22 protein-coding genes and 1 tRNA gene are annotated in these 21,634 nt (G+C 73.7%); 14 read left to right on the top strand and 9 right to left on the bottom strand.

Annotated features, from left to right (window positions below; all coding sequences use genetic code 11):
- The first annotated feature begins 202 nt into the window (after positions 1–202).
- The gene (locus ACWEPX_RS20050; RefSeq protein WP_451898702.1) at positions 203–3,676 is read left to right on the top strand and encodes a tetratricopeptide repeat protein; all 3,474 of its coding nucleotides are present in this window, start codon (positions 203–205) and stop codon (positions 3,674–3,676) included.
- 21 nt (positions 3,677–3,697) lie between these two features.
- A complete protein-coding gene (locus ACWEPX_RS20045; protein WP_451898701.1) occupies positions 3,698–4,531 on the top strand; it encodes a class I SAM-dependent methyltransferase in 834 nt (277 codons plus the stop codon).
- Here the strand turns inward: ACWEPX_RS20045 and ACWEPX_RS20040 are convergent.
- On the bottom strand, positions 4,506–4,973 hold the full coding sequence (locus tag ACWEPX_RS20040) for a helix-turn-helix transcriptional regulator (RefSeq protein WP_451898700.1): 468 nt from the start codon (positions 4,971–4,973) through the stop codon (positions 4,506–4,508). The genes ACWEPX_RS20045 and ACWEPX_RS20040 overlap by 26 nt on opposite strands.
- A gap of 373 nt (positions 4,974–5,346) precedes the next feature.
- On the opposite strand from ACWEPX_RS20040, the gene ACWEPX_RS20035 reads away from it, so the two are divergent.
- Positions 5,347–6,333: a LysR substrate-binding domain-containing protein gene (locus ACWEPX_RS20035; RefSeq protein ID WP_451898699.1), complete on the top strand. Its 987-nt coding sequence runs from the start codon at positions 5,347–5,349 to the stop codon at positions 6,331–6,333.
- 108 nt (positions 6,334–6,441) lie between these two features.
- Complete coding sequence (locus ACWEPX_RS20030; protein ID WP_451898698.1) at positions 6,442–7,884, top strand: S1 family peptidase; 1,443 nt, start codon at positions 6,442–6,444, stop codon at positions 7,882–7,884.
- A gap of 124 nt (positions 7,885–8,008) precedes the next feature.
- Here the strand turns inward: ACWEPX_RS20030 and ACWEPX_RS20025 are convergent, their stop codons facing one another.
- The gene (locus ACWEPX_RS20025; protein WP_451898697.1) at positions 8,009–8,938 is read right to left on the bottom strand and encodes a helix-turn-helix transcriptional regulator; all 930 of its coding nucleotides are present in this window, start codon (positions 8,936–8,938) and stop codon (positions 8,009–8,011) included.
- A 53-nt stretch (positions 8,939–8,991) separates the two neighbouring features.
- On the opposite strand from ACWEPX_RS20025, the gene ACWEPX_RS20020 reads away from it, so the two are divergent.
- Genes ACWEPX_RS20020 through ACWEPX_RS20010 form a run of 3 tightly spaced genes read left to right on the top strand, consistent with a single transcriptional unit; the run spans position 8,992 to position 10,596 of the window.
- Positions 8,992–9,384, top strand: a complete 393-nt coding sequence (locus ACWEPX_RS20020) for a VOC family protein (RefSeq protein ID WP_451898696.1) — start codon at positions 8,992–8,994, stop codon at positions 9,382–9,384.
- Entirely contained in the window at positions 9,381–9,902 is a 522-nt protein-coding gene (locus ACWEPX_RS20015) for a YdeI/OmpD-associated family protein (RefSeq protein WP_451898695.1), read from the top strand. Before ACWEPX_RS20020 ends, ACWEPX_RS20015 begins: the two co-directional genes overlap by 4 nt.
- Before the next feature lie 31 nt (positions 9,903–9,933).
- A complete protein-coding gene (locus tag ACWEPX_RS20010; protein WP_451898694.1) occupies positions 9,934–10,596 on the top strand; it encodes a hypothetical protein in 663 nt (220 codons plus the stop codon).
- Here ACWEPX_RS20010 and ACWEPX_RS20005 read toward each other — a convergent pair.
- The 3 genes from ACWEPX_RS20005 to ACWEPX_RS19995 all read right to left on the bottom strand — a co-directional run bounded on the left by ACWEPX_RS20005 (position 10,593) and on the right by ACWEPX_RS19995 (position 14,640).
- Positions 10,593–11,804: a diguanylate cyclase gene (locus tag ACWEPX_RS20005; protein ID WP_451898693.1), complete on the bottom strand. Its 1,212-nt coding sequence runs from the start codon at positions 11,802–11,804 to the stop codon at positions 10,593–10,595. The genes ACWEPX_RS20010 and ACWEPX_RS20005 overlap by 4 nt on opposite strands.
- 305 nt (positions 11,805–12,109) lie before the next feature.
- A complete protein-coding gene (locus ACWEPX_RS20000) occupies positions 12,110–12,988 on the bottom strand; it encodes an SDR family NAD(P)-dependent oxidoreductase (protein ID WP_451898692.1) in 879 nt (292 codons plus the stop codon).
- Positions 12,989–13,131: 143 nt separating this feature from the next.
- Positions 13,132–14,640, bottom strand: coding sequence for a flavin-containing monooxygenase (locus tag ACWEPX_RS19995; RefSeq protein WP_451898691.1), 1,509 nt, complete (start codon positions 14,638–14,640; stop codon positions 13,132–13,134).
- 77 nt (positions 14,641–14,717) lie between these two features.
- Between ACWEPX_RS19995 and ACWEPX_RS19990 the strand changes: the two genes are divergently transcribed.
- Both ACWEPX_RS19990 and ACWEPX_RS19985 read left to right on the top strand, forming a co-directional pair.
- Positions 14,718–15,344, top strand: a complete 627-nt coding sequence (locus ACWEPX_RS19990) for a TetR/AcrR family transcriptional regulator (RefSeq protein WP_451898690.1) — start codon at positions 14,718–14,720, stop codon at positions 15,342–15,344.
- A 93-nt stretch (positions 15,345–15,437) separates the two neighbouring features.
- Complete coding sequence (locus ACWEPX_RS19985) at positions 15,438–16,295, top strand: hypothetical protein (protein WP_451898689.1); 858 nt, start codon at positions 15,438–15,440, stop codon at positions 16,293–16,295.
- On the opposite strand, the gene ACWEPX_RS19980 is transcribed toward ACWEPX_RS19985, so the two are convergent.
- The gene (locus ACWEPX_RS19980) at positions 16,292–16,513 is read right to left on the bottom strand and encodes a DUF3618 domain-containing protein (RefSeq protein ID WP_451898688.1); all 222 of its coding nucleotides are present in this window, start codon (positions 16,511–16,513) and stop codon (positions 16,292–16,294) included. The genes ACWEPX_RS19985 and ACWEPX_RS19980 overlap by 4 nt on opposite strands.
- 102 nt (positions 16,514–16,615) lie before the next feature.
- On the opposite strand from ACWEPX_RS19980, the gene ACWEPX_RS19975 reads away from it, so the two are divergent.
- A tRNA-Leu gene (locus ACWEPX_RS19975) sits at positions 16,616–16,692 on the top strand.
- Between the two features lie 62 nt (positions 16,693–16,754).
- Here the strand turns inward: ACWEPX_RS19975 and ACWEPX_RS19970 are convergent.
- The gene (locus ACWEPX_RS19970; protein ID WP_451898687.1) at positions 16,755–17,831 is read right to left on the bottom strand and encodes a serine hydrolase domain-containing protein; all 1,077 of its coding nucleotides are present in this window, start codon (positions 17,829–17,831) and stop codon (positions 16,755–16,757) included.
- Positions 17,832–17,959: 128 nt separating this feature from the next.
- On the opposite strand from ACWEPX_RS19970, the gene ACWEPX_RS19965 reads away from it, so the two are divergent.
- From ACWEPX_RS19965 to ACWEPX_RS19950, 4 genes are all read left to right on the top strand, one after another.
- A complete protein-coding gene (locus tag ACWEPX_RS19965; RefSeq protein WP_451898686.1) occupies positions 17,960–18,142 on the top strand; it encodes a hypothetical protein in 183 nt (60 codons plus the stop codon).
- Positions 18,143–18,292: 150 nt separating this feature from the next.
- The gene (locus ACWEPX_RS19960) at positions 18,293–18,817 is read left to right on the top strand and encodes a hypothetical protein (protein ID WP_451898685.1); all 525 of its coding nucleotides are present in this window, start codon (positions 18,293–18,295) and stop codon (positions 18,815–18,817) included.
- 20 nt (positions 18,818–18,837) lie between these two features.
- Positions 18,838–19,305 carry a thioredoxin-dependent thiol peroxidase gene (gene bcp, locus ACWEPX_RS19955; protein ID WP_451898684.1) on the top strand — a complete coding sequence of 156 codons (468 nt, stop codon included), beginning with the start codon at positions 18,838–18,840 and terminating at the stop codon, positions 19,303–19,305.
- 79 nt (positions 19,306–19,384) lie between these two features.
- Positions 19,385–20,215: a serine hydrolase gene (locus ACWEPX_RS19950; protein WP_451898683.1), complete on the top strand. Its 831-nt coding sequence runs from the start codon at positions 19,385–19,387 to the stop codon at positions 20,213–20,215.
- 57 nt (positions 20,216–20,272) lie between these two features.
- On the opposite strand, the gene rdgB is transcribed toward ACWEPX_RS19950, so the two are convergent.
- Together rdgB and rph are read right to left on the bottom strand one after the other, a co-directional pair.
- Positions 20,273–20,869 (bottom strand): RdgB/HAM1 family non-canonical purine NTP pyrophosphatase, encoded by a 597-nt coding sequence (gene rdgB, locus ACWEPX_RS19945; protein ID WP_451898682.1) that lies wholly within the window; start codon positions 20,867–20,869, stop codon positions 20,273–20,275.
- A complete protein-coding gene (rph, locus tag ACWEPX_RS19940; RefSeq protein ID WP_451898681.1) occupies positions 20,869–21,627 on the bottom strand; it encodes a ribonuclease PH in 759 nt (252 codons plus the stop codon). The genes rdgB and rph overlap by 1 nt, the downstream gene beginning before the upstream one ends.
- Positions 21,628–21,634 lie beyond the last annotated feature (7 nt).

Genomic DNA, 21,634 nt, shown 5'->3' with positions numbered 1-21,634 from the left:
AACGCGGGCGGCGCACCCCCAGGACGCCGCCCGCGCACCTAGGCTACGGGGCGGCGCCGGCAGCGGACCTGTACTGGCTACACCCCGTGCACACGTTTAGCGGTGCGCTCCCGACCTGCGGCAATGGCAGAATCACATGCCCTAGGATGGGGTGACCGGCAACTCTTCCTTCCGGTCGGGCGGCAAGAAGTGGGGTGGGGCCATGACAGGGCCGGGCGCCGCGTCGTTCGGCGAGGCCCTGCGGGCGCACCGGCTGCGGGCCCGGCTGACCCAGCAGCAGCTCGCCGAGCGCTCCGGGATCAGCGTCCGGGCCCTGCGCTACATCGAGCGCGGGTCCGTCGGCCACCCCCGGCCGGACTCGGTCCGCAAGCTGGCCGCCGCCGTCGGGGTGGCCCCCGACGAGCTGACCCGGCGCGGCGGCGAGGCCGCGCCGCCGCACCCCGCCCGGCTGGCGCTGGGCGTGCTCGGCCCGTTCAGCGTCGCACACGGCGGCCGTCCGGTCGAGGTCGGCGCGCACAAGCAGCGGACCCTGCTGGCCCTTCTGGCGGTACGGGCCAACCAGCCGGTGCGCCGCGAGGAGATCATCGACGTGCTGTGGGGCGAGCGGCCCCCCGACACCTGCCTGGGCCTGGTGCACACCTACATCTCCCGGCTGCGGCGGGCGCTGGGCGCGGTGAGCAGGCGCAACCGCACCACCATCGCCTCGGTGCCCGGCGGCTACCAGCTGGGCGTGCGGGTCGAGCAGGTCGACGCGCTGGTGTTCGAGGACCTGGTGACCCGCGCCGAGGCCCGCGCGCACACCGACGCGCCCGCCGCGCTGGACCTCTACGACCGCGCGCTCGCCTGCTGGCGCGGCCCCGCGCTCGTCGACCTGGGCAGCAGGCTGCGCGAGCACCCGACCGCGGTCGCGCTGACCGCGCGCAGGCGGCAGGCCGCGCTGGCCCACGCCGACCTGGCGATGGCCCTGGGCCAGCCCGCGCTGGCCGTGGAGCGGCTGCAGCCGCTGGCCCACGAGGAGCCGCTGCACGAGGGCCTGCACGCCCGACTGATCCTGGCCCTGGCTGGCACCGGCGAGCAGGCCGCCGCGCTGCAGGTGTTCACCGACATCCGGGCCCGCCTCGGCGAGGAGCTGGGCGTCGAGCCGGGCGCGGAGATCCGCGCCGCGCACCTGGGCGTGCTGCGCGCGACCGAGGCCGAGCCCGCCCCGCAGCGCACCCCGGCCCAGCTCCCGCCGGACCCGCCCGGCTTCGTCGGCCGGGCGGCGGCGCTGGCCCGGCTCGACGAGCTGCTGCCCGCCCCGGACCGCCAGCCCGCCGCGGTGGTGGCCGTGGTCTCCGGCGCGGCGGGCGTCGGCAAGACGGCGCTGGCCGTGCACTGGGCCCATCGGGTGCGCGAGCGGTTCCCGGACGGGCAGCTCAGCGTCGACCTGCGCGGGTACGCCGCGCGCAGGCCGCCGTCGACCCACGAGGTGCTGGTCCGGTTCCTGCACGCGCTGGGCGTGCCGCCCGAGCGGGTGCCGGTCGACGTGGACGAGGCGATCGGGCTGTACCGGACGATGCTGGCGGGCAGGCGGGTGCTCGTCCTGCTGGACAACGCCGCCGCGGCCGAGCAGGTGCGCCCGCTGCTGCCCGGCGCGGCGGGCTGCTTCGTCGTGGTGACCAGCCGCGACCGGCTCACCGGGCTGACCGCGCGCGACGGCGCGCAGTCGATCCCGCTGGACGTGCTGGCCCCCGCGGAGTCGGTGGACCTGCTCGGCGGGCTGCTGGGCGCGGTCCGCGCGCGGCGGGAGGCGCAGGCGGCCGCCGAGCTGGCCGACACCTGCGGGCACCTGCCGCTGGCGCTGCGCATCGCGGGGGCCAACCTGGCCGTGCGGCCCGGGGACAGCGTCGCCGACCACACCCGCGAGCTGCGGGCCCGGGGCAGGCTCAGCGGGCTGGCCGTCGTCGGCGACGAGTCGGCCGCGGTGCGCGCGGCGTTCGACCTGTCCTACGACAAGCTGGTGCCCTCCGCGCGCAGGCTGTTCCGGCTGCTGGGCCTGGTCCCCGGCGCGGACGTGGACCTGGCGGCGACGACCGCGCTGGCGGGCCTGGCCCCCGCGGCGACGTCCCGGCTGCTGACGGTCCTGGTGCAGGGCAACCTGATCCGCGAGTCCGGCCCCGGGCGCTACGCCTTCCACGACCTGCTGCGCGAGTACGCCCGCAACCGCGCCGAGCACGAGGACACCGCGGCCGACCGGGTCAACGCCCTCGGCAGGCTGTTCGACCACTACATCGAATCGATCCGCACCCACAGCGCGGTGCTCTGGCAGATCGGGGCCCCGACGCAGACCCCGCCGGGCGCGGAGGCGGCCGCGGTGGCCTGGCTGGACGAGGAGCGCGCGAACCTGGTGGCCTCGACGATCGCCGCGCCGGAGGTGGGCCTGCCCGCGCACGCCTGGCGCTTCGCCGAGGCGCTGCGCGGCTACTTCGTCAACCGCGGCGGCGGCGCGGACGCGGTGATGGCGGCGACGGCGGCGCTGACCGCGGCCCGCGCCGCGGGCGACGTCGACGCCGAGGCGTCGGTGCACGACCTGCTGGGCCTGGTGCACTGCAACCTGTCGGACTACGCCGCCGCCGTCGAGCACCACCGCTGGGCGCTGGAGCTGAGCCGGGGCACCGGCAACCGGGTGGTCGAGGCAACCGCGCTGCACAACCTCGGCCGGGCCTACTCCCAGCTGGGCCAGCCCGCGCAGGCCGAGGCGTTCTACGAGGAGGCGCTGGTCATCAACCGCGCCATCGGCAACCGCCGGGGCGAGGCCGCGGCGCTGCACTACACCGGCGCGGTGGCGCTGTCGCTGGGCAAGCCGGAGATGGCGATCGAGCGGCACACCGAGGCGCTGGAGCTGTCCACGCGCATCGATCACCGGCAGGTCCAGGGCGCCGCGGCGCAGGGCTTGGGGCTGGCCTACTGGGCGTTGGGCGACCTGCGCCGGGCCGCGGAGTGCTACCAGCGCGCCTTGGCGGTGTGCCGCCGCTACGGCTACCGCCACGGCGAGGTGGCGATGCTGGTGTGCCTGGCGGAGACCGCTCTGGACGCGGGCGAGTTCGCCGAGAGCGCCGCCGGGGTCCGCGCCGCCCTCGACCTGGCCAGGCAGCTCGGCGAGCGCCGCCACGAGGTGTCCGCTTTGGACGTGCTGGCCTCGGTCCAGCAGCGCACCGGCGAGTGGTCGGCCGCGGCCGAGCACTACCAGGCGGCGCTGGAGCTGGCCAGGGAGATCCGCTTCGGCTACGGCGAGGCGTCGGTGCTGACCGGCCTGTGCGCGCTGGCCCGGCGCACCGGCGACCTGGAATCGGCGATCCGGCACGGGATGGCGGCGCTGGCGCTGATGCGCGACACCGGCATGCGGCTGCTGGAGGGCCGCGCGCTGACCGAGCTGGCCCACGCCTTCCTGGACGCGGGCGAGGCGACGACCGCCGCCGACTTCGCCGAGCAGAGCCTCGCGGTGACCGAGCGGGCGGGCCAGCGCCTGGCCCGCGGCCGCGCCCGGCACGTGCGCGCCCTGGTGCGGCAGGTGTCGGGGGACATCCCGGGGGCCGTGGAAGACTGGCGGGCGGCCTTGGCGGTCTTCGCCGAGCTGTCCGTTCCCGAGGAGGAGCACGTGCGCGCCCTGCTCGCGGCCTTCGCCCGGGACACCTGACGATCCGCTGGGGGACGAAAGATGAAGGTCGATCCGGGCAACACCGCGCAGCTGGCGAGCTGGGACGGCGATCGCGGCGCGTTCTGGGCGGCGAACCTCGACCGCTTCGAGCAGCCCGTCGCGCCCTACCTCGACCACCTGATGGCCGCGGCGGCGATCACCGCGACGGACCGCGTCCTCGACATCGGCTGCGGCGGCGGGCGGACCACCCGCGAGGCCGCGCGCCGGGGCGCGAGCGCGCTCGGGGTCGACCTGTCCGGGCCGCTGCTGGCCCAGGCCCGCCGCGAGGCCGGGTCGGGGGTGGACGCGCCGCTGGTGGATTTCGTGCAGGCCGACGCCCAGGTCTACCCGTTCCCGGCGCGCGGGTTCGACGTGGCGATCAGCAGGCACGGCGCCATGTTCTTCGCCGACCCGGTGGCCGCGTTCGCCAACATCGCCGCCGCGCTCACCGAGGGCGGCAGGCTGGCGCTGATCACCTGGCAACCGCTGGCGCGCAACGAGTTCTTGACCTGCTTCCGCGCCGCGCTGGCCGGTGGCCGGGAGCTGCCGACGCCGCCTGCCGACGCGCCCGGCCCGTTCTCGCTGAGCGAGCCCGAGCGCGTCCACCGCGTCCTGGGCGCGGCCGGGTTCGCCGAGGTGGACCTGGTTCCGCTGCACGAGACCATGAACTTCGGCCACGACGCCTACGACTTCATCGCCCAGCACTACGGCGACATCGCCGACGGCCTCGACGCCGAGGCCCGGGCGGGCGCGTTCGCCGCGCTGCGCGCCGACGTCGAGGCGCACCGGACCGCCGACGGCGTCTGCTACGGCTCGGCGGCCTGGCTGATCACCGCACGTCGGCCAGCTTCCTGATCAGCTCGACGGTCTCCACCCCGCACAGCTCGGCCAGCCGCTCCAGCGCGGTGATGTCGAGCTGCACCACCGGCGGCTCCGGGCCGCTGTGGCTGGCCAGCCGCCCGGCCGCCCAGCGGCGCAGCGGGGACAGCTCGGGGCGGGCGTCGTAGACGACCCGGCGCAGGTCCACGCGGACGCGGCCGATCGAGGTGCCCGCGAAGACGCGGTCGTGCACGCGCGACATCATCACGTGCGGCATCTCCTCCAGGGCCAGGCACAGCTCCACGAACCGGACCAGGCTGCACTGCCGGGTGCCCAGCTCGTAGGTCGCCAGCGTCTGCAGCGAGATGGTGGTCTGCAACCGGTCGGTCAGGTCCTTGCGGGTCCACCCCCGCTGCTTGCGCGCCTTGCGCAGCTCGTCACCCAGGACGCGCTGGTAGGCGGCCGCGTCGATGCGCACGTCTGCTCCTTCCGCTGGACAGGAACGAAAAGGGCCGAACCCGGCCGCCATTACGCGAACCCGGCAGAATTACACCGAACGGGTGATCACCGGTTCGGTACCAGGCCCGTCCGGGGACCGGTTCGGCCAGCGGGATGAGCAGGACGTGATACGAGCGGGCGACGACAATCGGCCACTCGTCGGGATGAATCGGGCAGGTCCGGGGCACAAAGCACGGGAGCGGGGTGTCTCGACCAGCGAACAGCCCGTGAGCGGAGTTGGACCGGAACCCGGATTTTCACACAGGACAAGTCGTTCGCATGGCGAAGCCTCAACCTGATCACGGGTGGCGAGGGGGCTTGGCCTGCGGAGAGAACCGGCTTAGCGTTGCACCATGGAGTTGGAGCTGCGCCACTTCAAAATCATCTGCGCTGTGGCCGAGGCGGGCAGCATCACCAAGGCCGCGTCGACGCTCGGGCTCGCCCAACCCGCGCTGACGGCGCAGCTCCACCGCATCGAGCGCGCGCTCGGCGGCCCGCTGTTCGAGCGGGACCGCCGCGGGGCCCGGCCGACGCCGCTGGGCGAGCTGGTGCTGGCCAGGGCCAAGCTGCTGCTGCCCGCGGTGTCCGGCCTGCGCGAGGAGGCCGCCCGCTTCGCCAACACCGCCGCCCTGCCCGGCGACACCCCGGCCCGGCTGCGGCTGGGCTCGGCCACCGGCCCGGTGCTCGGCGGGCTGGTGCACCAGCTCAACGCCCAGCACCCCGACCTGGAGGTGACCACGCACGTGTCGTGGTCGTCGGAGGAGCTGGCGACCATGCTGGCCGACGGCCGGGTGGACTACGCCCTGGTCGGGGTGTGCGGCGACGCCCCGCCGCCCGCCCAGCCCGGGCTGATCTGGCGGACCCTGGCCACCGACCCGGTGTTCGTCCTGCTCTCCACCGACCACCCGGAGGCGCACAAGCCCGAGGTCGAGCTGTCGGCGCTGGCGGGCGAGCAGTGGGGGGCCACCCCCGGCGACGGCTGCTTCTCCGACTGCTTCGCCGCGGCCTGCGCCCGCGCGGGCTTCACCCCGCGCACCCTGTACGAGACCGATGTGGTCACCTGCATCGACATGGTCGAGAGCGGGGACGCCGTCGTGCTGTGCCAGCCGATGTTCCGGGAGATGCCCGGCGTGGTCGCCGTGCCGATCGCGGGCAATCCCCTGCGCTGGCGCAACCTGGTCGGCTGGCACCCCGACAGCGCCACCGCCTCCTTCGCCGACCAGCTGGTCAAGCTGGCGGGCGCGGCGTACCAGGACGTGATCGCGCGCAGGCCGCGGTACTCGCGCTTCCTGGAGCGCTACCCGATGTTCGGGGTGGAGAGCGACCGCGCAGCACTATGACCAAGTGCTATTACCACTGACCGTTTCGTCCCGATTACCGTTCTGCGCACTGCCGACCCGGGTGGCAGCCATCCGTTCGACTCACCCTGCGTACAGAGGAGAATCGGCATGGCCAGAACGGTCCACGCCCTGTTGAGCGCTGCCCTCATGGCGGCCGGGGCGGTCGTGGCGCTCGCGCCCACCGCCGTCGCCGCCCCCATCGAGACCATGCACACGGCCCTGCAGCGGGACCTCAACCTCACCCCCGCCGCCGCGACCATCCGACTCGCCGACGAGGCCCGGGCCTCCCGGGCCGACCGCGCCATCCGCAAGCGGCTCGGCAAGGGCTTCGGCGGCAGCTGGTACGACGCCGCCTCCGGCTCCCTCGTCGTCGGCGCGACCGACACCGCCTCCGCGAAGGCCGCCCGCGCCGCGGGCGCCGAGGTCCGGATGGTGACCCGCACCGAGGCCGCGCTGGACGGCCTCAAGGCCCGGCTGGACGCCAACCGGGCCGCGAGCCCGGCCGCGGTCGTCGGCTGGCACGTCGACGTCACCACCAACTCGATCGTCGTCTCCGCCCGGCCCGACGCCCTCGCCGCCGCCCACCGCTTCGTCGCCGCCAGCGGCGTCCCGGTCAACGCGGTGCGGGTCGTCGCCACCACCGAGGCGCCCCGCCCGCTGATCGATGTCGTCGGTGGCAACGCCTACTACATCGGCAGCGGCACCCGCTGCTCCGTGGGCTTCTCGGTCAACGGCGGCTTCATCACCGCAGGCCACTGCGGGCGCACCGGGGCCACCACCACCCAGCCCGGCGGCCGCTTCTCCGGGTCGAGCTTCCCGGGCAACGACATGGCCTACGTCGCGGTGAACGCCGGGAACAACCTGATCGGCGCGGTCAACAACTACTCCGGCGGCCGCGTCGCCGTCGCGGGCTCCCAGGAGGCCCCGGTCGGCTCGTCGATCTGCCGGTCCGGCTCCACCACCGGCTGGCACTGCGGCACCATCCAGGCCCGCAACGCCACGGTCAACTACCCCGAGGGCTCGGTGCAGGGCCTGATCCGCACCACCGTCTGCGCCGAGCCCGGCGACTCGGGCGGCTCGGCGGTCTCGGGCAACCAGGCCCAGGGCGTCACCTCCGGCGGCTCGGGCAACTGCCGCACCGGCGGGACGACCTACTTCCAGCCGGTCAACGAGATCCTGCAGACCTACGGCCGCACCCTGATCACCTCCGGCGGCGGCGAGAACCCGCCCAACCCGGGTGACTGCACCGGGGCGCAGACCCGCTACACCGGTTCGCTGGCCAGCGGCGGCCAGGCGATCCAGCCCTCCGGCAGCTACTACTACGCGACGGCCTCCGGCGCGCACGTCGGCTGCCTCACCGGCCCGTCCGGCGGCGACTTCGACCTGTACCTGCAGAAGTGGAACGGGTCGACCTGGACCTCGGTCGCCAGCGGCACCACGCCCGCGGCCTCGGAGCGGGTGTCGTACAACGGGACGGCCGGTTACTACCGCTGGCTGGTCCACGCCTACAGCGGTTCCGGCGGCTACACCCTGATGGCGGGCAGGCCGTAGCACCCACGTCGAGGGCGCCCGCGAAACCCCGCGGGCGCCCTCGCGCGTAGAGCAGACCTCCCTTACCGGGGGCAAGCCCCCACCGGCACGGTATCGAACACCCGTTCGGCGGGCAAGATCCGCCTCAGCCCGCCGAGCCGTACCGCTCGACCAGCTCCCGCCCGATCCGGGCGAGTTCGGCTTGCACGGCCGCGGGCTCCAGGACCTCCACCATCGATCCCCAGCCCGCGAGCTGCCGGGCGATGTCGAGCGCCGTCGGCGCCCCCACGCGCACCAGGTCGCCCTCGACCTCGCAGTGGCGGCCGAAGTGGGAGCGCAGGACCCGGTGGTGGCGCGGGTCGGCGCGGAGGGTGGCCCAGGTCTGCGAGCGCCGCTGCTCCACCTCCCCCACCACCTCCTCCCACGCCTGGGCGAGGTCGAAGCCGGCGGGGCGGGTGAACGGCTCGTCGGTCGGCTCCGCGGCGACCACGCGGTCGAGGCGGAACGTCCGCCTGCCGCCGTCGGTCCCGGCGACCAGGTACCAGACCTCGTCCTTGTCCACCAACCCCCACGGGTCGACCATCCGCTGCGTCCGCGCGCCCGCGCGGTTCGCATAGGACAGCCGGACCCGCTGCCGCCGGACCACCGCCGACTGGAGCAGCGCGACCAGCTCCGGGCGGTCCTTCGGCCGCTCGCCCCAGCCCGCCGGGTCGGTCATCGTCGCGCTGGCGGCGGCTTCGGCGTCGGCGCGGAAGGGCGCGGGCAGGGCGCGCAGCAGCTTGCGCAGGGCCGCGGCCGCCTCCGTCCCCACCGCGGACGGGCCGAGCAGCAGGAACAGGGCTTGGGCCTCGGCGGCGGACAGGCCGGTGAGGTCGGTGCGCGCGCCGCCGACCAGCGCCCAGCCGCCGCCGCGGCCCGGCTGCGGGTAGACCGGGATGCCCGCGGCCGACAGCGCCTCCAGGTCCCGGCGCGCGGTGGCCACCGAGACCTCCAGCTCCGCAGCCAGCTCGGCGGCGGTGACCCGGCCGCGGGCTTGCATGAACAGCAGGGCGGCAACGAGGCGGTCGGCGCGCACGGGTTTCTCCAAAGTGCTCAGTTGGTGAGCACTTTAGGCGCGAAGCTGGTCCCATGCTGCGAGGACTCACCACCGTCAACTACTTCGCCGACGACGTGCGCGCCGCCGCCGACTGGTACGCGGGCGTGCTCGGCGTCGAGCCGTACTTCTCCCGCGACATCGACGGCGCCCCGGCGTACATCGAATTCCGCATCGGCGACTACCAGCACGAGCTGGGCATCCTCTCCCGCCGCTTCGCCAACCCGCCCGCGGGCGGGGCGATGGTCTACTGGGCGGTGGACGACGTCCACGCCGCCTTCGACCGGCTCCTCGCGCTGGGCGCGACCCAGCACCTGCCGCCGACCGAGCACGGCCCCGGATTCGTCACCGCATCGGTCATCGATCCGTTCGGCAACATCCTCGGCGTCATGTTCAACCAGCACTACCTGGCGGTGCTGGCGTCGTGAACACCGCGCAGTGGCGGTCCTGGTTGGACGCGAACGGCCGCACCGAATCCGAGATCTGGGTGGACATCACCCCCGAGCTGACCTATGAGGACGCGGTTCAGCAGGCCCTGTGCTTCGGCTGGATCGACAGCAACGCCCGCGGCTCGCGGCTGCGGTTCACCCCGCGCAACCCGCGCAGCGGGTGGAGCAGGCGCAACCGCGACCGCGCCGCCCACCTGATCGCCACCGGCCAGATGACCCCGCACGGCCAAGCCCTCATCGACACCGCCCAGCGGACCGGCACGTGGGAGGTCGGCGAGCACATCCCTGACGACCTGGGCGCGCTGCTGGCCGCCACCCCGGCCGCCGCCACCCACTTCGCCCGCTTCCCCCCGTCCTCCAAGCGCCTGATCCTGGAGTGGATCGCCACCGCCAAACGCCCGGAAACCCGCCTCCGCCGAATCACCCAGACCGTCGCGCTGGCCGCGGAGGGCATCAGGGCCAACCACCCCAGATCACGATTGGATAGTCGCCGGTAACCCCCGCCCGGGGTGTCCTGATGCACCCGGCATGAACCCCACGAACACCACCGCGCTGCGCGTCGGCGTCGCCGTCATCTGGCTGCTGGTCGTCATCGCCGGGTTCGCGGGCGGCGGGGTCGGCGCGGGCCTCGTCATGCTCGCGCTGCCCGCCCTCGCCCTCGGCGTCGCGGCGCTCGTGCGGGGCCGGGCGCGGTGGGCCTTCATGGCCGACCGCAAGTCGGCGGGCACGGTCACCGGCGTCGCGCTGGTGCTGCTGCTCATCGGGGCCGCGCTCACCCCCACCCCGCCGTCCACCCCGCTCGCCGACACCCCTAGGACCACAACGCCCACCACCGCGCCACTCACCACCGCGCCACCCACCACCACGCTCGCCGCCACCACGGCCATCCCCACCACAACAACAACGACCACCACCACGACGACAACCACGACCCGTCCACCCGCGACCGTGGCCCGCACGACGACCAGGCCGCCCACCCGCCGCACCACCACGACCACCCGCCCGCCGACCCGTCGGACCACCACCACGACCAAGTCCAGCTGCGACCCGTCCTACCCGACCATCTGCATCCCGCTCGGCGTCCCCGACCTCGATTGCGGCGACATCCCCTACCGCAAGTTCCGCGTGCTCCCGCCCGACCGGCACAGGTTCGACGGGAAGGACAACGACGGCATCGGCTGCGAGGGCTAGCCCGCGACCTGGATGCGGTCCCGGCCCTGCTGCTTGGCCTCGTACAGCGCCGCGTCGGCGGCGCGCAGCAGGGCGTCGAGGTCGGTGGTCGGGCCGGTGCCCGCCGCGATGCCGATGGAGGTCGTGCGCCCCCAGATCGTCACCGGTCTGCCCCGCTTGTCGGCCGCGGCGACCTGCATGTCCGCGATGCCGCGGCGCACGCGCTCGGCGACGGCCACCGCGGCGGCGGCGTCGGTGTCGGGCAGCAGGAGGACGAACTCCTCGCCGCCGAAGCGGCCCACCACGTCGCCGTGCCGGGTCGAGGTGCGCAGCACCGAGCCGACCGCGCGCAGCACCGCGTCCCCGGCCGGGTGGCCCCAGGTGTCGTTGACCTGCTTGAAGTGGTCCAGGTCGAGCACCGCGACGGCCACCGGGCCGGACAGCCTGCGGGCCCGGTCCACCTCGCGCCCGGCCACCTCGTGCCAGCCGCGGCTGTTGAGCAGCTGGGTCTTGTGGTCGGTGCGCGCGTCCCCGCGGGCGGCCTCGATCTGGAGCGCGCCCCAGTCGACCGCGGCCAGCAGGGGCACCAGGACCAGCGGCGCCAGCCAGGCGTGGGCCGTGGCCAGCGCGGCGATGACCGCCAGGCACACCATCACCGCGCCGCCGAGGTTGTCGCGCCTGCTCCCGGCGATCGCCTCCCAGGTGGCGTCCGCGCTCGACAGCGCGATCGCCCCCGCGATGGCGAAGGCGTTGACCAGGAAGTACGCGATCCCGGCGCAGGCGAGGACGGCCACCTCCCGCGCCCCGAAGGCCGCGTCCACCGACACCCCCGCGAGCCGGATGACCGCCATCGACGCCAGCGCGGCCAGCAGGATGCCCGCGGTGCCGAAGGTGTACCGGTAGAGCGGTCTGCGGGCGACGGGGTACAACTGCACGCGCAGCAGGATCAGCGCGGTCACCGCCATCCACGCGGGCAGCAGGACCATGCCGGGCAGGATCCACACGACGCTGGTGTCCATGTGCGGACCGGCCGCCTGGTCGCGGCGGGTCTCCTCGGTCCGCCGGGACAGCCAGCGGTGGGCGGCGCCCGCCGCGACCAGCACGCCGAAGCGGTACCAGTCCAGCGCGGCGGGCGCAGCCGCGGTGGCCACCGCCCAGCAGGCCGTCACCGCGGTGACCGCCTCGAAACCGAGCACGTACCCGCGTGCGGACCTCGGCAGATCCGTCAAGCTTGGCTTGGTGGCGCTCGGAGCTGGAGGTGGTCCCGATGAGCCGCGACTGGTGACCCCGACCGGGGTCGGCCCGCTGCCCCGCCCAGACGCCGCGGAAGGAGCGCCGGATGAGCCGCGACTGGTGACGCCCAACTCCGTGCCGTACCCCATCCCACCTCCTTCGGCGCGTGAAAGGACGCGGGAGCGCACCGGTGGGCCGCGCCGCCCGGGCGCGCCATCCCCCGTGCGGAGCGTAGCCCCGTCGGCACGGCCCGTTCAGACGATGCTCGCGTGCATGATCGCCTACGGCAACGTGAGCGGACTCACGCGGGTACCCATTCGCGCAGCGGCGGCGGCTGGCGGCGCTCCAGGCCGTAGGGCTCCAGCGCCCCGCCGAGCACCTCGGCGAAGGCCCGCTCCACCGACGCCAGGTCCCACTCGTCGCGCTGGAGCACCGGCGCCTTGAAGTACGGGTGGCCGACCAGGTGCAGCTGCGTGCCCGTGCACCGCACGACCTGCCCGGTGATCCCGGCCGCCCGGTCGGAGAGCAGGAACCGCACCAGCGGCGCGATCCGCTCGGGCGTCTCGCCCGGCCCGGACAGCTCGGCCCGCCGCGGCGACTCCCACACCATCCGGGTGTAGGCCTTGGGGCACAGCGCGTTGACGCGGATGCCGTCGTCCTCAAGGTCCAGCGCCCAGGACCAGGTCAGCGAGGCCACCGCGCCCTTGCTCGCCGCGTACACCCCGAGGCCGCGCTGGCCCATCAGCGCCCCGGAGGAGACGTTGACGATCGCGCCGCCGCCCGCCGCGCGCATCCGCCGGACCGCGGCCAGCCCCACGTTGATCACGCCGAGCACGTTGACCTCGACCAGCTCCCGCGCCCGCGCCGGGTCGTCCTCCCACGGCTTGGCGGTGTAGTTGAGCCCGGCGTTGTTCACCAGGCCGTGCACGACGCCGAAGGAGCGCACCGCGGTCTCGACGATCCGCTCGGCGTCCTCCGGGTCGGCGACCGAGGCCACGCACGGCACCGCCGCGCCGCCCGCGACCCGGATGCGCTCGGCCACCTCGGCCACCGCGTCGGCGTCGACGTCGTTGACCACGACCCCGGCGCCCGATGCGGCCAGGTACTCGGCGAAGGCCGCCCCGAGGCCGCGCCCGGCCCCGGTCACCACGATCGCCTTGCCGTCCACCGCGCTGTCCATAGCTCTCTCCCCACTGGCCTGCCCCGACGGAATTTCACCGGCCGGTAGCCAGTGTCGGGTGCGCGGCGGGGCTGTGGCCCGATGAGACGGCGAGCGGGCGGATCGGGCGCTGAAGCCGGTCGCGGGCGTTCGGCCGGACCGAACTACCGCGCTGAACTGCCCGCCGCAGCGGGGGCGCGCCGCCGGGCGACGACCTCGTAGGCCAGCGGGTCGACCCGGCGGGTGCGCAGCCAGTAGCGCCAGGTGAAGCCGGGCCAGATGGTCCGGTTGACGCCCTGGGAGTCCAGGTACCAGCTGGTGCAGCCGCCCTGCGTCCACACCCCGTCGGCGAGCTTGCGCTGGATCTCGGCGTTGAACCGCTCCTGCGCGCCGCGGCGGACCTCGATGGAGTCCCCGCCGTGCTGCTCGACCAGCCGCATGGCCTCGGCGACGTAGCGGATCTGGGACTCGATCATGAACACCACGGAGTTGTGGCCGAGGCCGGTGTTGGGCCCGAGCAGGAAGAACAGGTTCGGGAAGCCGTTGACGGTGATGCCCTGGTAGGTGTTGATCCCCTGCTCGCGCCAGGTCTTGGCCAGGTCGCGGCCGTCGCGGCCGGTGATGTCGAGGTAGTCGAAGGCGTCGGTGACGTGGAAGCCGGTGCCGTAGATGATCGCGTCGACCTCGATCTCGCGGCCGTCCCCGGTCACCACGCTGTTCGCCCGCACCTGCGCCACCCCGGAGGTGTCGAGGTCGACGTTGGGGCGGTTGAACGTCGGGTAGTAGTCGTTGGAGATGAGCACCCGCTTGCAGCCGAGCACGTAGTCCGGGGTGAGCTTGCGGACCAGCTCGGGGTCCTTCACCGAGCGCTTGATGTTCCAGGCCGCGAGCTTGGAGGCGGTCTTGAGCAGGGCGAGGTTGCCGTTGAAGCCGACCGCGCGCACCTCGTTGAGCCAGTAGAGCAACGCCCGGTAGGCGCGCTGGGTGCCGGGGACCTTGGCGAACGCCTGCTGCGCCCACCCGGGCATGGGGTGGTCGGGCTTGGGCATCACCCAGGGGGCGGTGCGCTGGAACAGGGTCAGCTGCCGGACCTGCTTGGCGATCTGCGGGACGAACTGGATGGCGCTGGCCCCGGTGCCGATGACGGCGACGCGCTTGCCGGTCAGGTCGTAGTCGTGGTCCCAGTCGGCGGAGTGGAAGGTCTTGCCCTGGAAGTCCTCGATGCCGGGCAGCTGCGGGATCGACGGGATGTGCAACGCGCCGACGCCTGCGACGACGTACTGGGCGATGTAGGTGTCGCCGGTCTTGGTGGCCACGTGCCAGCGGGCCTCGTCGGCGTCCCACCGGGCGCCCTCGACCTCGCAGCCGAACCGGGTGTGGCGGCGCAGGCCCCACTTGTCGGCGACCTGGCGCAGGTAGGCCCAGATCTCCGGCTGGGGCGCGAAGGAGCGCGACCAGTCGGGCTTCTGCTCGAAGGAGAAGGAGTACATGTGCGATTGGATGTCGCAGGCGCAGCCGGGGTAGGTGTTGTCGCGCCAGGTGCCGCCGAAGTCGCCCGCCTTCTCCAGCACGACGAAGTCGTCGCGGCCCTCGCGCAGCAGCTGGATCGCCATGCCCATGCCGGAGAACCCGGTCCCGACCACCACCGCGCCGGTGCGGATGACCTTGCCCATGCCCCGATCCTCCTTCGCTTACTGTTACCCGCAGTCCAGCTTACTGGGAGTAGGTTACTTCGGGTAGAGTCAATCTCGTGACCACCACCGACCACCCCCGCAAGCGCATGCCCAGGGCCGAGCGCGAGCGGCAGATGATGGCGGTCGCCGAGGAGATCTTCAGCGAGCGCGGGTACCTGGCCACCTCGGTCGACGAGATCGCCGAGCGGTGCGGGGTGTCCAAGCCGATGATCTACGAGTACTTCGGCTCCAAGGAGGGCCTGCTCGTGGCCTGCATCCGGGCCGCCCGCGCGGAGCTGGCGCAGGCCACGACCGCCGCGGTGGTCGGCGCGGCCACCCCGGAGGAGGCGCTGCGCCGCGGGGTCCGGGCGTTCTTCGCCTTCGCCGACTCCCACCGCCGCGCGTGGTCGCTGATGCTCGGCGGCGACACCGCCGCGGCCGGGCCGGTGGCCGCCGCGGAGATCGAGGCGGGCCGGCAGGAGCAGGCGGCGATCGACGTGGCGCTGTTCCGCTCGTTCCTGCCCGACGCGCCGCAGGTGCAGCTGGAGGCGGCGGCGCAGGTGGTCGTGGGGGCGTGCGAGCGGCTGTCGCTGTGGTACGTGGCGCAGGACGAGGTCGGCGCCGACGAGGCCGCCGAGTACCTCATGGCGTCCCTTTGGCACGGTTTGCGCGGCTTGGTCGAGCGGGCTCACCCCCGCGGGTGACACCCGCAGCCGAGAAAGTTGCACCGTTCAGCGCGCGGCGGGGTAGCCGATTGGGTTAGCTGCGTCTTAAGGACGCGAGATGCGAGGTGCGCCATGTTCGAGCCCATATTGGCCAACTACACCCCCGACGGCGACGACTGGACGGTCGAGGTCACCGCGGCGGGCGAGACCCGCACCGCCACCGCCCCCGGCCTGATCGCCGCCCGCGACGCCGCCGACCAGCTGGTGGACGAACTCCTCCCCCACGACGACACCCGAACCGTGGTCCACACCCTCGACGGCGACGCCTACCGCTTCACCTCCGCCTACCTGTCCGCCCGCCTCGGAAAACCAGACGAAACCGACCAACGCACGGACGAGCTGGACATCCCCACCCCGCCATCCGCGGCCCCCCAGGCAGCCACCCCTGGCCACCCGACCAGCACCACCCACCCGAACGAGGCCAGCCAGCAGACTGACACCACCGGCTCGACCGGCGCCAGCCAGCAGACCGACGCCACCGGCTCGACCGGCGCCAGCCAGCAGACCGACGCCACCGGCGCGACCGGCACCACCCGGCCGAGCGGCGCGGCCCCCAGCACCCGCCCGACCGAGCCGGACACCCCCACTCGCCCACATGGCGCCAGCCAACCCAACCCCACGATCCGCCAGAACGGCGCCAACCACCCGACCAGCACCCCGCAACAGGATCGCGCCGACCGCACCAACGGCACCCAGCCGAACAACCCGGGTCACCCCACCAGCACCAGCCAGCGGAACAACTCCGCCCAGCGGAACAGCGCCGACCCGGACCAGCTCAACGGCGCCACGCAGGCGAGCGGAACGGCTCAGCCGTCCGCAGGTCACCCGCTCGGCACCGGCCGCGCGGCGGTCACTCCGGCCCCGGAGCCCCACACGGTCGACTTCCGCACGCCCCCTTCCGCCAGCACCGCCCCCGCGGCCAACGCCTAGCGGAACAGCGACCGCACCACCAGCAGCCCGACCACCACACCGACCCCGATGAGCGCGTACCGCACCTTCGGGTCGTCGAGGGTCGACCGCGCGCTGGCCTTCGCGTTGTCCACCAGGCGCTTCGGGCTGGCCTTCTCGCCCAGCTGGTCGAGGGTGACCGCGAGCGCGTCGCGGGCCTGCTCGATCTCGCGCTGGATGGTCTCGGGATCGCGGGCCACGATTTCCTCCTCGCCGGATACCGCCGGATGGACACACGGTAGATCACCGGTGCGGTGTGTTCCGCATGGGCCAGGCAAGTAGGCTGTCCGGGCTACCACCCAGGGGCCGTAGCCCAATTGGCAGAGGCACACGGTTTAGGTCCGTGCCAGTGAGAGTTCGAGTCTCTCCGGCCCCACCACAGCCCGGGGAGACCGGGCGCCCTGGCCGAGCGGGCGGGCACCCGGTCTCCCCCAACCGGACTTAGCAGAACACCTCGGCGATCGCGTCGGTGATGCCGTCGGCGTCGCCGGGGGTCGGGGCCATCGTGATGGACAGCTCCAGGCGGGTCGTGGTGTCGGGGGTGCTCAGCGTGCTGGTGACGTAGCCGGGGATGGCGCCGTCGTGGCCCCAGACCTGGACTCCGCACGGCAGTTCGGTGACGCCGATGCCCAGGCCGTAGCCCTCCACCGTCGTCTTCATCTCGGCCAGCTGCTCCGCGGGCAGCAGGTCGCCGCCCAGCAGGGCCGACAGGAAGCGGTCGAGGTCGGCGGTGGTGGAGATCATCGCCCCCGCCGCCCACGCGATGGAGGAGTTCATCGCGGTGACGTCGACCGGCCTGCCGAAGGCGGTCATGTACCCGTGGGCGTGCGGGCCCTGCGGGGAGATCCCACCCGTCCGGGTGTCGCGCAGGCCGAGCGGGCGCAGGATGCGGCGTTCGACCGCGCGCTCCCACGACTGGCCGGTCACCTCCTCGATCAGCAGGCCCGCGACGATGTAGTTGGTGTTGGAGTACGCCCAGTCCGTGCCCGGCTCGAGGTCCAGCGGGCGGGACGTGCCCAGCCGCAGCAGCTCCCGCGGCGGGTAGTGCTTGAAGCGGTCGCGCACGAAGGTCTCGTTGTCCAGCGGCAGCGCGGAGGTGTAGTTGAACAGGCCGCTGGTGTGCTGCAGGACCATCCGGACCGTGATCCGGTCGTCGACCAGGCCCGGCAGGTAGCGGGTCACCGGCGCGTCGAGGTCGACCGACCCCTCGGCGGCCAGTTGGAGCACCACCGTCGAGACGAACGTCTTGGTCACGCTGCCGATCCGGAAGCGGCCGTCCAGCGGAACCGGGCGGTTGCCGGAGAGCTGGGCCGTCCCGCTGCGCAGCAGCAGCGTCTCGCCCTCGTCGACGATGCGCACCTGCACGCCTTGCACGCCATCCCTGGTCATCCGGTCCAGCGCGGCCTGCACGACGGCCGGATTGATGTCGCTGCCGGTGCTGGCAGCGGCCGTGCTCACCCCCGTGGTCAACCCCACCAGCGCCACCGCGCCGGTCGCCACCAGTTTCTTGATCCCCATGTCGTCACCTCGGTTGGTCGGATCCCCCTTGCGGCCAGTGTCACCGCGGTCGATCCCGCCCGCATCGATCTTCAGTCGGATGGGGGCTTCATCCCCGGGGGTGACGACCCGCGTGGGACCATCGGGCCATGCGCAGGCCCCGGCCGCTGTCCGCGCTCCTCCGGCTGGTCGACAAGTTCGAGGAGCGCGGGGTCTACGTCCCCGGCGAGGACAACCAGGCGATCTCCCCGTGGCGCGACTTCGGCTGGCTGATCGCGCTCTGGGTAGCCGCCGTGGGCGTGATCGTGCTGTTCTTCGCCATGGCCGCCTGAGACCTTCGTCACCGCTGGTGCCGCTCCGGTCACGGTCAGGCCACAGCCTGGCTCCAGGTCCGACTCAACCCCCAGTTGGAATGGGCGTCTCGATCCGCAAGCCGACATCGTGGACGAGTAACCGCCCGTTCGACCGAGGAAGTGTGGATCGTGCAGACCGTCAGGCGCGCCGCGGCCGCCTGCGCCCTCCTGGCCGCGCTCGCCGGGTGCGGCGCGGCGGCGTCGAGCACGCCCACCCCCGACCGGTTCGCGCCCTCGGTCGAGCGCGCCGAGCCGCCCGGGGCGACCGCCCAGGGCGGCGAGCTGACCGCGCTGGGCGACGGCCTGTCGATCGGGGTCTCCACCCCCAAGTCGTTCATCCCCACCTCGTCGGCCTCCCCGCCCGCGGCCCGCGCGGTCGGCTTCGAGATGACGGTCCGCAACGACGGCACAGCCCCCTACCGGCCGACGCTGCTGGCGCTGACCGCCCACGTCGGCACCCAGACGGCCAAGCAGGTCGTGGACTCGACGCAGGGCTACAGCGGGCTGGTGGGCACCGAGGAGATCGCCCCCGGCCAGAGCATGCGGTTCTCGGTGGCCTTCGCCGTGCCGCGGGAGAAGGCGGCGGTGCGCGTGGTCGCCCGCACCGACCCGGCCGCCCCGGTCGCGGTCACGGTCTTCGACGGCGAGGCCTGACCGGGCTATAGCGTTGCCCCATGACTGAGCGCTTGAGCGTGGGCGACCCCGCCCCCGACTTCACCCTGCCCGACAGCGCCGGCAAGCCGGTGTCGCTGTCCGACTACCGCGGGCAGTCGGTGATCGTGTACTTCTACCCCGCCGCGGCCACCCCGGGCTGCGCCAAGCAGGCGTGCGACTTCCGCGACAACCTCGGCGCGCTGGCCGCCGCCGGGTACGCCGTGCTGGGCATCTCCCCGGACAAGCAGGCGAAGCTGGCCAAGTGGGTCGAGCAGGAGTCGCTGACCTTCCCGATGCTGTCCGACGTGGAGCGCACCGTCCTCAAGGAGTGGGGCGCCTTCGGCGAGAAGCAGATGTACGGCAAGACGGTGGTCGGGGTGATCCGCTCGACGTTCGTGGTCGACCCGGAGGGGAAGATCGCCCTGGCGCAGTACGGGGTGCGGGCCACCGGGCACGTGGCGAAGCTGCGCCGGGACCTCGGGGTCTGATCGCCGTACGACGCGGGCCGCGGAAAGGTTGCCCGGGTAGCCGGGCAACATTTCCCGGGCACGGCACCGTGTTCACGGCATGCGTCGTCTGGCCCCGCTGGCCCTGCTGCTGCTCACCGCGTGCGGCGCGCCCGTCCCGCTCGCCGCGCCCCAAGCCCCGGCCGAGCTGGTGACCGCGCCCGCGTCCTCGTCGCCGCGCGCGCTCGCGTCCGCGGCCGACCCCGATGTGGCCACCTCCGTGATCGCGGCGGTGCGCGGGGTGTCCAGACGGGACACCGCGGTCGGCCTGCTCGTCGTGGACCGCGAGACCGGCGCAGAACTGGTGTCGGCCAACGCCGACCGGCCGTTCCGCGCGGCGTCGCTGTCCAAGCTGCTCATGGCGCTGTATGCGTTGGACGGCGGCGATCCCGACCGCGACGCGCTGCGGACGATGCTCAGCCGCTCGGACGACCAGATCGCCAACGTGCTGTGGGTGCAGCAGGGCCGCACCGAGATGGTGGTGGCGATGGCCCAGCGCCTCGGCCTGACCGGCACCCGCCCGCCCGAGCAGCCCAACCGCTGGGGCGACGTGCTGATGACACCCCGCGACCTCGCCCGGGTCTACGACCACGTGCTGACCCTGCCGCTCCCCGACCGCGCCCTGATCGTCGACGCCCTCGCCAGCGCGCCCCGGGTGGCCGCCGACGGGTTCGACCAGCACTTCGGCATCCCCGACGGCATCCCGGGCCGCTGGGCGGTCAAGCAGGGCTGGTCGGACAGCCCGCGCGACCTCTCGGTGCACTCGACGGGCGTGGTCCGCGACCGCTACGTGGTCATCCTCCTCACCGAGCACCCCCGCCCGATCCCGCTGCGCGCGGCGGCGGCGTCGGTGACCGCCGGGGCGCGCGTGCTGGCGCCGATCCTGACCTGATCCCCAAGCCCCGCAAGCACCCCGCGCCGTCCACAATGGACCGCCCGAGGCGCAGCCTCAGAGGGCGCGCAGGTGGGGAAGCAGGAGGGCGAGGGCGATGCCGCGGTGGGAGTGGGCGTCCTTCTCCTCCGGGAGGAGTTCGGCCGAGGTCCGGGTCTCGCCGTCCGGGACGAAGATCGGGTCGTAGCCGAAGCCGTGGGAGCCGCGGGGGGCTCGGGTGAGGGTGCCGCGCCATTCGCCGCGGACCACCTTCTCCTGTCCCCCGGGGGTGACCAGGGCGACGGTGCAGACGAAGGCCGCGCCGCGGCGGTCGTCGGGGACGTCGGTGAGCTGGGCGAGGAGCAGGTCGAGGTTGGCCTGGTCGTCGCCGTGCTTGCCGGACCAGCGGGCGGAGAGCACGCCGGGCATGCCGTTGAGGGCGTCGACGGCGATGCCGGAGTCGTCGGCGACCGCGACCAGACCCGTGGCCGCGACGGCGTCGCGGGCCTTGGCCAGGGCGTTCTCCTCGAAGGTCGCGCCGGTCTCCGGGGCGTCGGGGAACGGGGGGAGGTCGTCGAGGCCGAGGATCTCCACGCCCAGACCCGCCGCGGCGACGATCCGGCGCAGCTCGGCGAGCTTCTTGGCGTTGCGGGACGCCAGCAGGACGCGGGTCATCACTTGCCCTTCGGTTCCGGGAGCTGGCCCGGGTACGGCAGCGCGAGGGCCTCGGCCTGCAGGCGGGTGATCTCCGCGCAGCCTGCCATCGCCACGTCCAGCATCCGGTCCAGCGTCGAGCGGGCGAAGGTCGCGCCCTCGCCGGTGCCCTGCACCTCGATGAGCGTCCCGACGTCGGTGGCGACCACGTTCATGTCGACCTCGGCGCGCACGTCCTCCTCGTACGGCAGGTCGAGCCGGACCCGGCCGCCGACCACGCCGACGCTCACCGCGGCCACCGAGCAGCTCAGCGGCTGCGGGTCCTTGAGGAGGTTGGCCGCGCTCAGCCAGGTCACCGCGTCGGCCAGCGCCACGTACGCGCCGGTGATCGCCGCCGTGCGGGTGCCGCCGTCGGCCTGGATGACGTCGCAGTCGAGCTGGATGGTGTTCTCGCCGATGGCGGCCAGATCGATGCACGCGCGCAGCGAGCGGCCGATCAGCCTGCTGATCTCGTGCGTGCGCCCGCCGATGCGGCCCTTGACCGACTCGCGGTCGCCGCGGGTGTTGGTGGCCGAGGGCAGCATCGCGTACTCGGCGGTCAGCCAGCCCAGCCCGGACCCCTTGCGCCAGCGCGGCACCCCCTCGCTGACGCTGGCGGCGCAGAGCACCCGGGTCCGCCCGAACTCCACCAGCACCGATCCGGCGGGCCAGTCCTGGTACCCGCGGGTCAGCCGGATCTCGCGGAGCTGGTCGTCGTTCCTGCCATCGCTACGAGCCACGCGGGCC

It is taken from the genome of Actinokineospora sp. NPDC004072 (assembly GCF_053604195.1).
The sequence above is the reverse complement of the archived record's forward strand: the minus strand, read 5'-3'. Positions and strand labels throughout refer to the sequence as shown.

Bases quoted from the DNA above. Each gene is read 5' to 3' on its own strand.
- ACWEPX_RS20050 (WP_451898702.1), top strand. From the start codon at position 203: ATGACAGGGCCGGGCGCCGCGTCGTTCGGCGAGGCCCTGCGGGCGCAC.
- rdgB (WP_451898682.1), bottom strand. From the start codon at position 20,869: ATGACCCGCGTCCTGCTGGCGTCCCGCAACGCCAAGAAGCTCGCCGAG.
- ACWEPX_RS19995 (WP_451898691.1), bottom strand. From the start codon at position 14,640: ATGGGCAAGGTCATCCGCACCGGCGCGGTGGTGGTCGGGACCGGGTTC.
- ACWEPX_RS20030 (WP_451898698.1), top strand. From the start codon at position 6,442: ATGGCCAGAACGGTCCACGCCCTGTTGAGCGCTGCCCTCATGGCGGCC.
- ACWEPX_RS20000 (WP_451898692.1), bottom strand. From the start codon at position 12,988: ATGGACAGCGCGGTGGACGGCAAGGCGATCGTGGTGACCGGGGCCGGG.
- ACWEPX_RS19985 (WP_451898689.1), top strand. From the start codon at position 15,438: ATGTTCGAGCCCATATTGGCCAACTACACCCCCGACGGCGACGACTGG.
- ACWEPX_RS19950 (WP_451898683.1), top strand. From the start codon at position 19,385: ATGCGTCGTCTGGCCCCGCTGGCCCTGCTGCTGCTCACCGCGTGCGGC.
- ACWEPX_RS20010 (WP_451898694.1), top strand. From the start codon at position 9,934: ATGAACCCCACGAACACCACCGCGCTGCGCGTCGGCGTCGCCGTCATC.
- ACWEPX_RS20045 (WP_451898701.1), top strand. From the start codon at position 3,698: ATGAAGGTCGATCCGGGCAACACCGCGCAGCTGGCGAGCTGGGACGGC.
- ACWEPX_RS20035 (WP_451898699.1), top strand. From the start codon at position 5,347: ATGGAGTTGGAGCTGCGCCACTTCAAAATCATCTGCGCTGTGGCCGAG.
- ACWEPX_RS19965 (WP_451898686.1), top strand. From the start codon at position 17,960: ATGCGCAGGCCCCGGCCGCTGTCCGCGCTCCTCCGGCTGGTCGACAAG.
- ACWEPX_RS20020 (WP_451898696.1), top strand. From the start codon at position 8,992: ATGCTGCGAGGACTCACCACCGTCAACTACTTCGCCGACGACGTGCGC.
- bcp (WP_451898684.1), top strand. From the start codon at position 18,838: ATGACTGAGCGCTTGAGCGTGGGCGACCCCGCCCCCGACTTCACCCTG.
- ACWEPX_RS19970 (WP_451898687.1), bottom strand. From the start codon at position 17,831: ATGGGGATCAAGAAACTGGTGGCGACCGGCGCGGTGGCGCTGGTGGGG.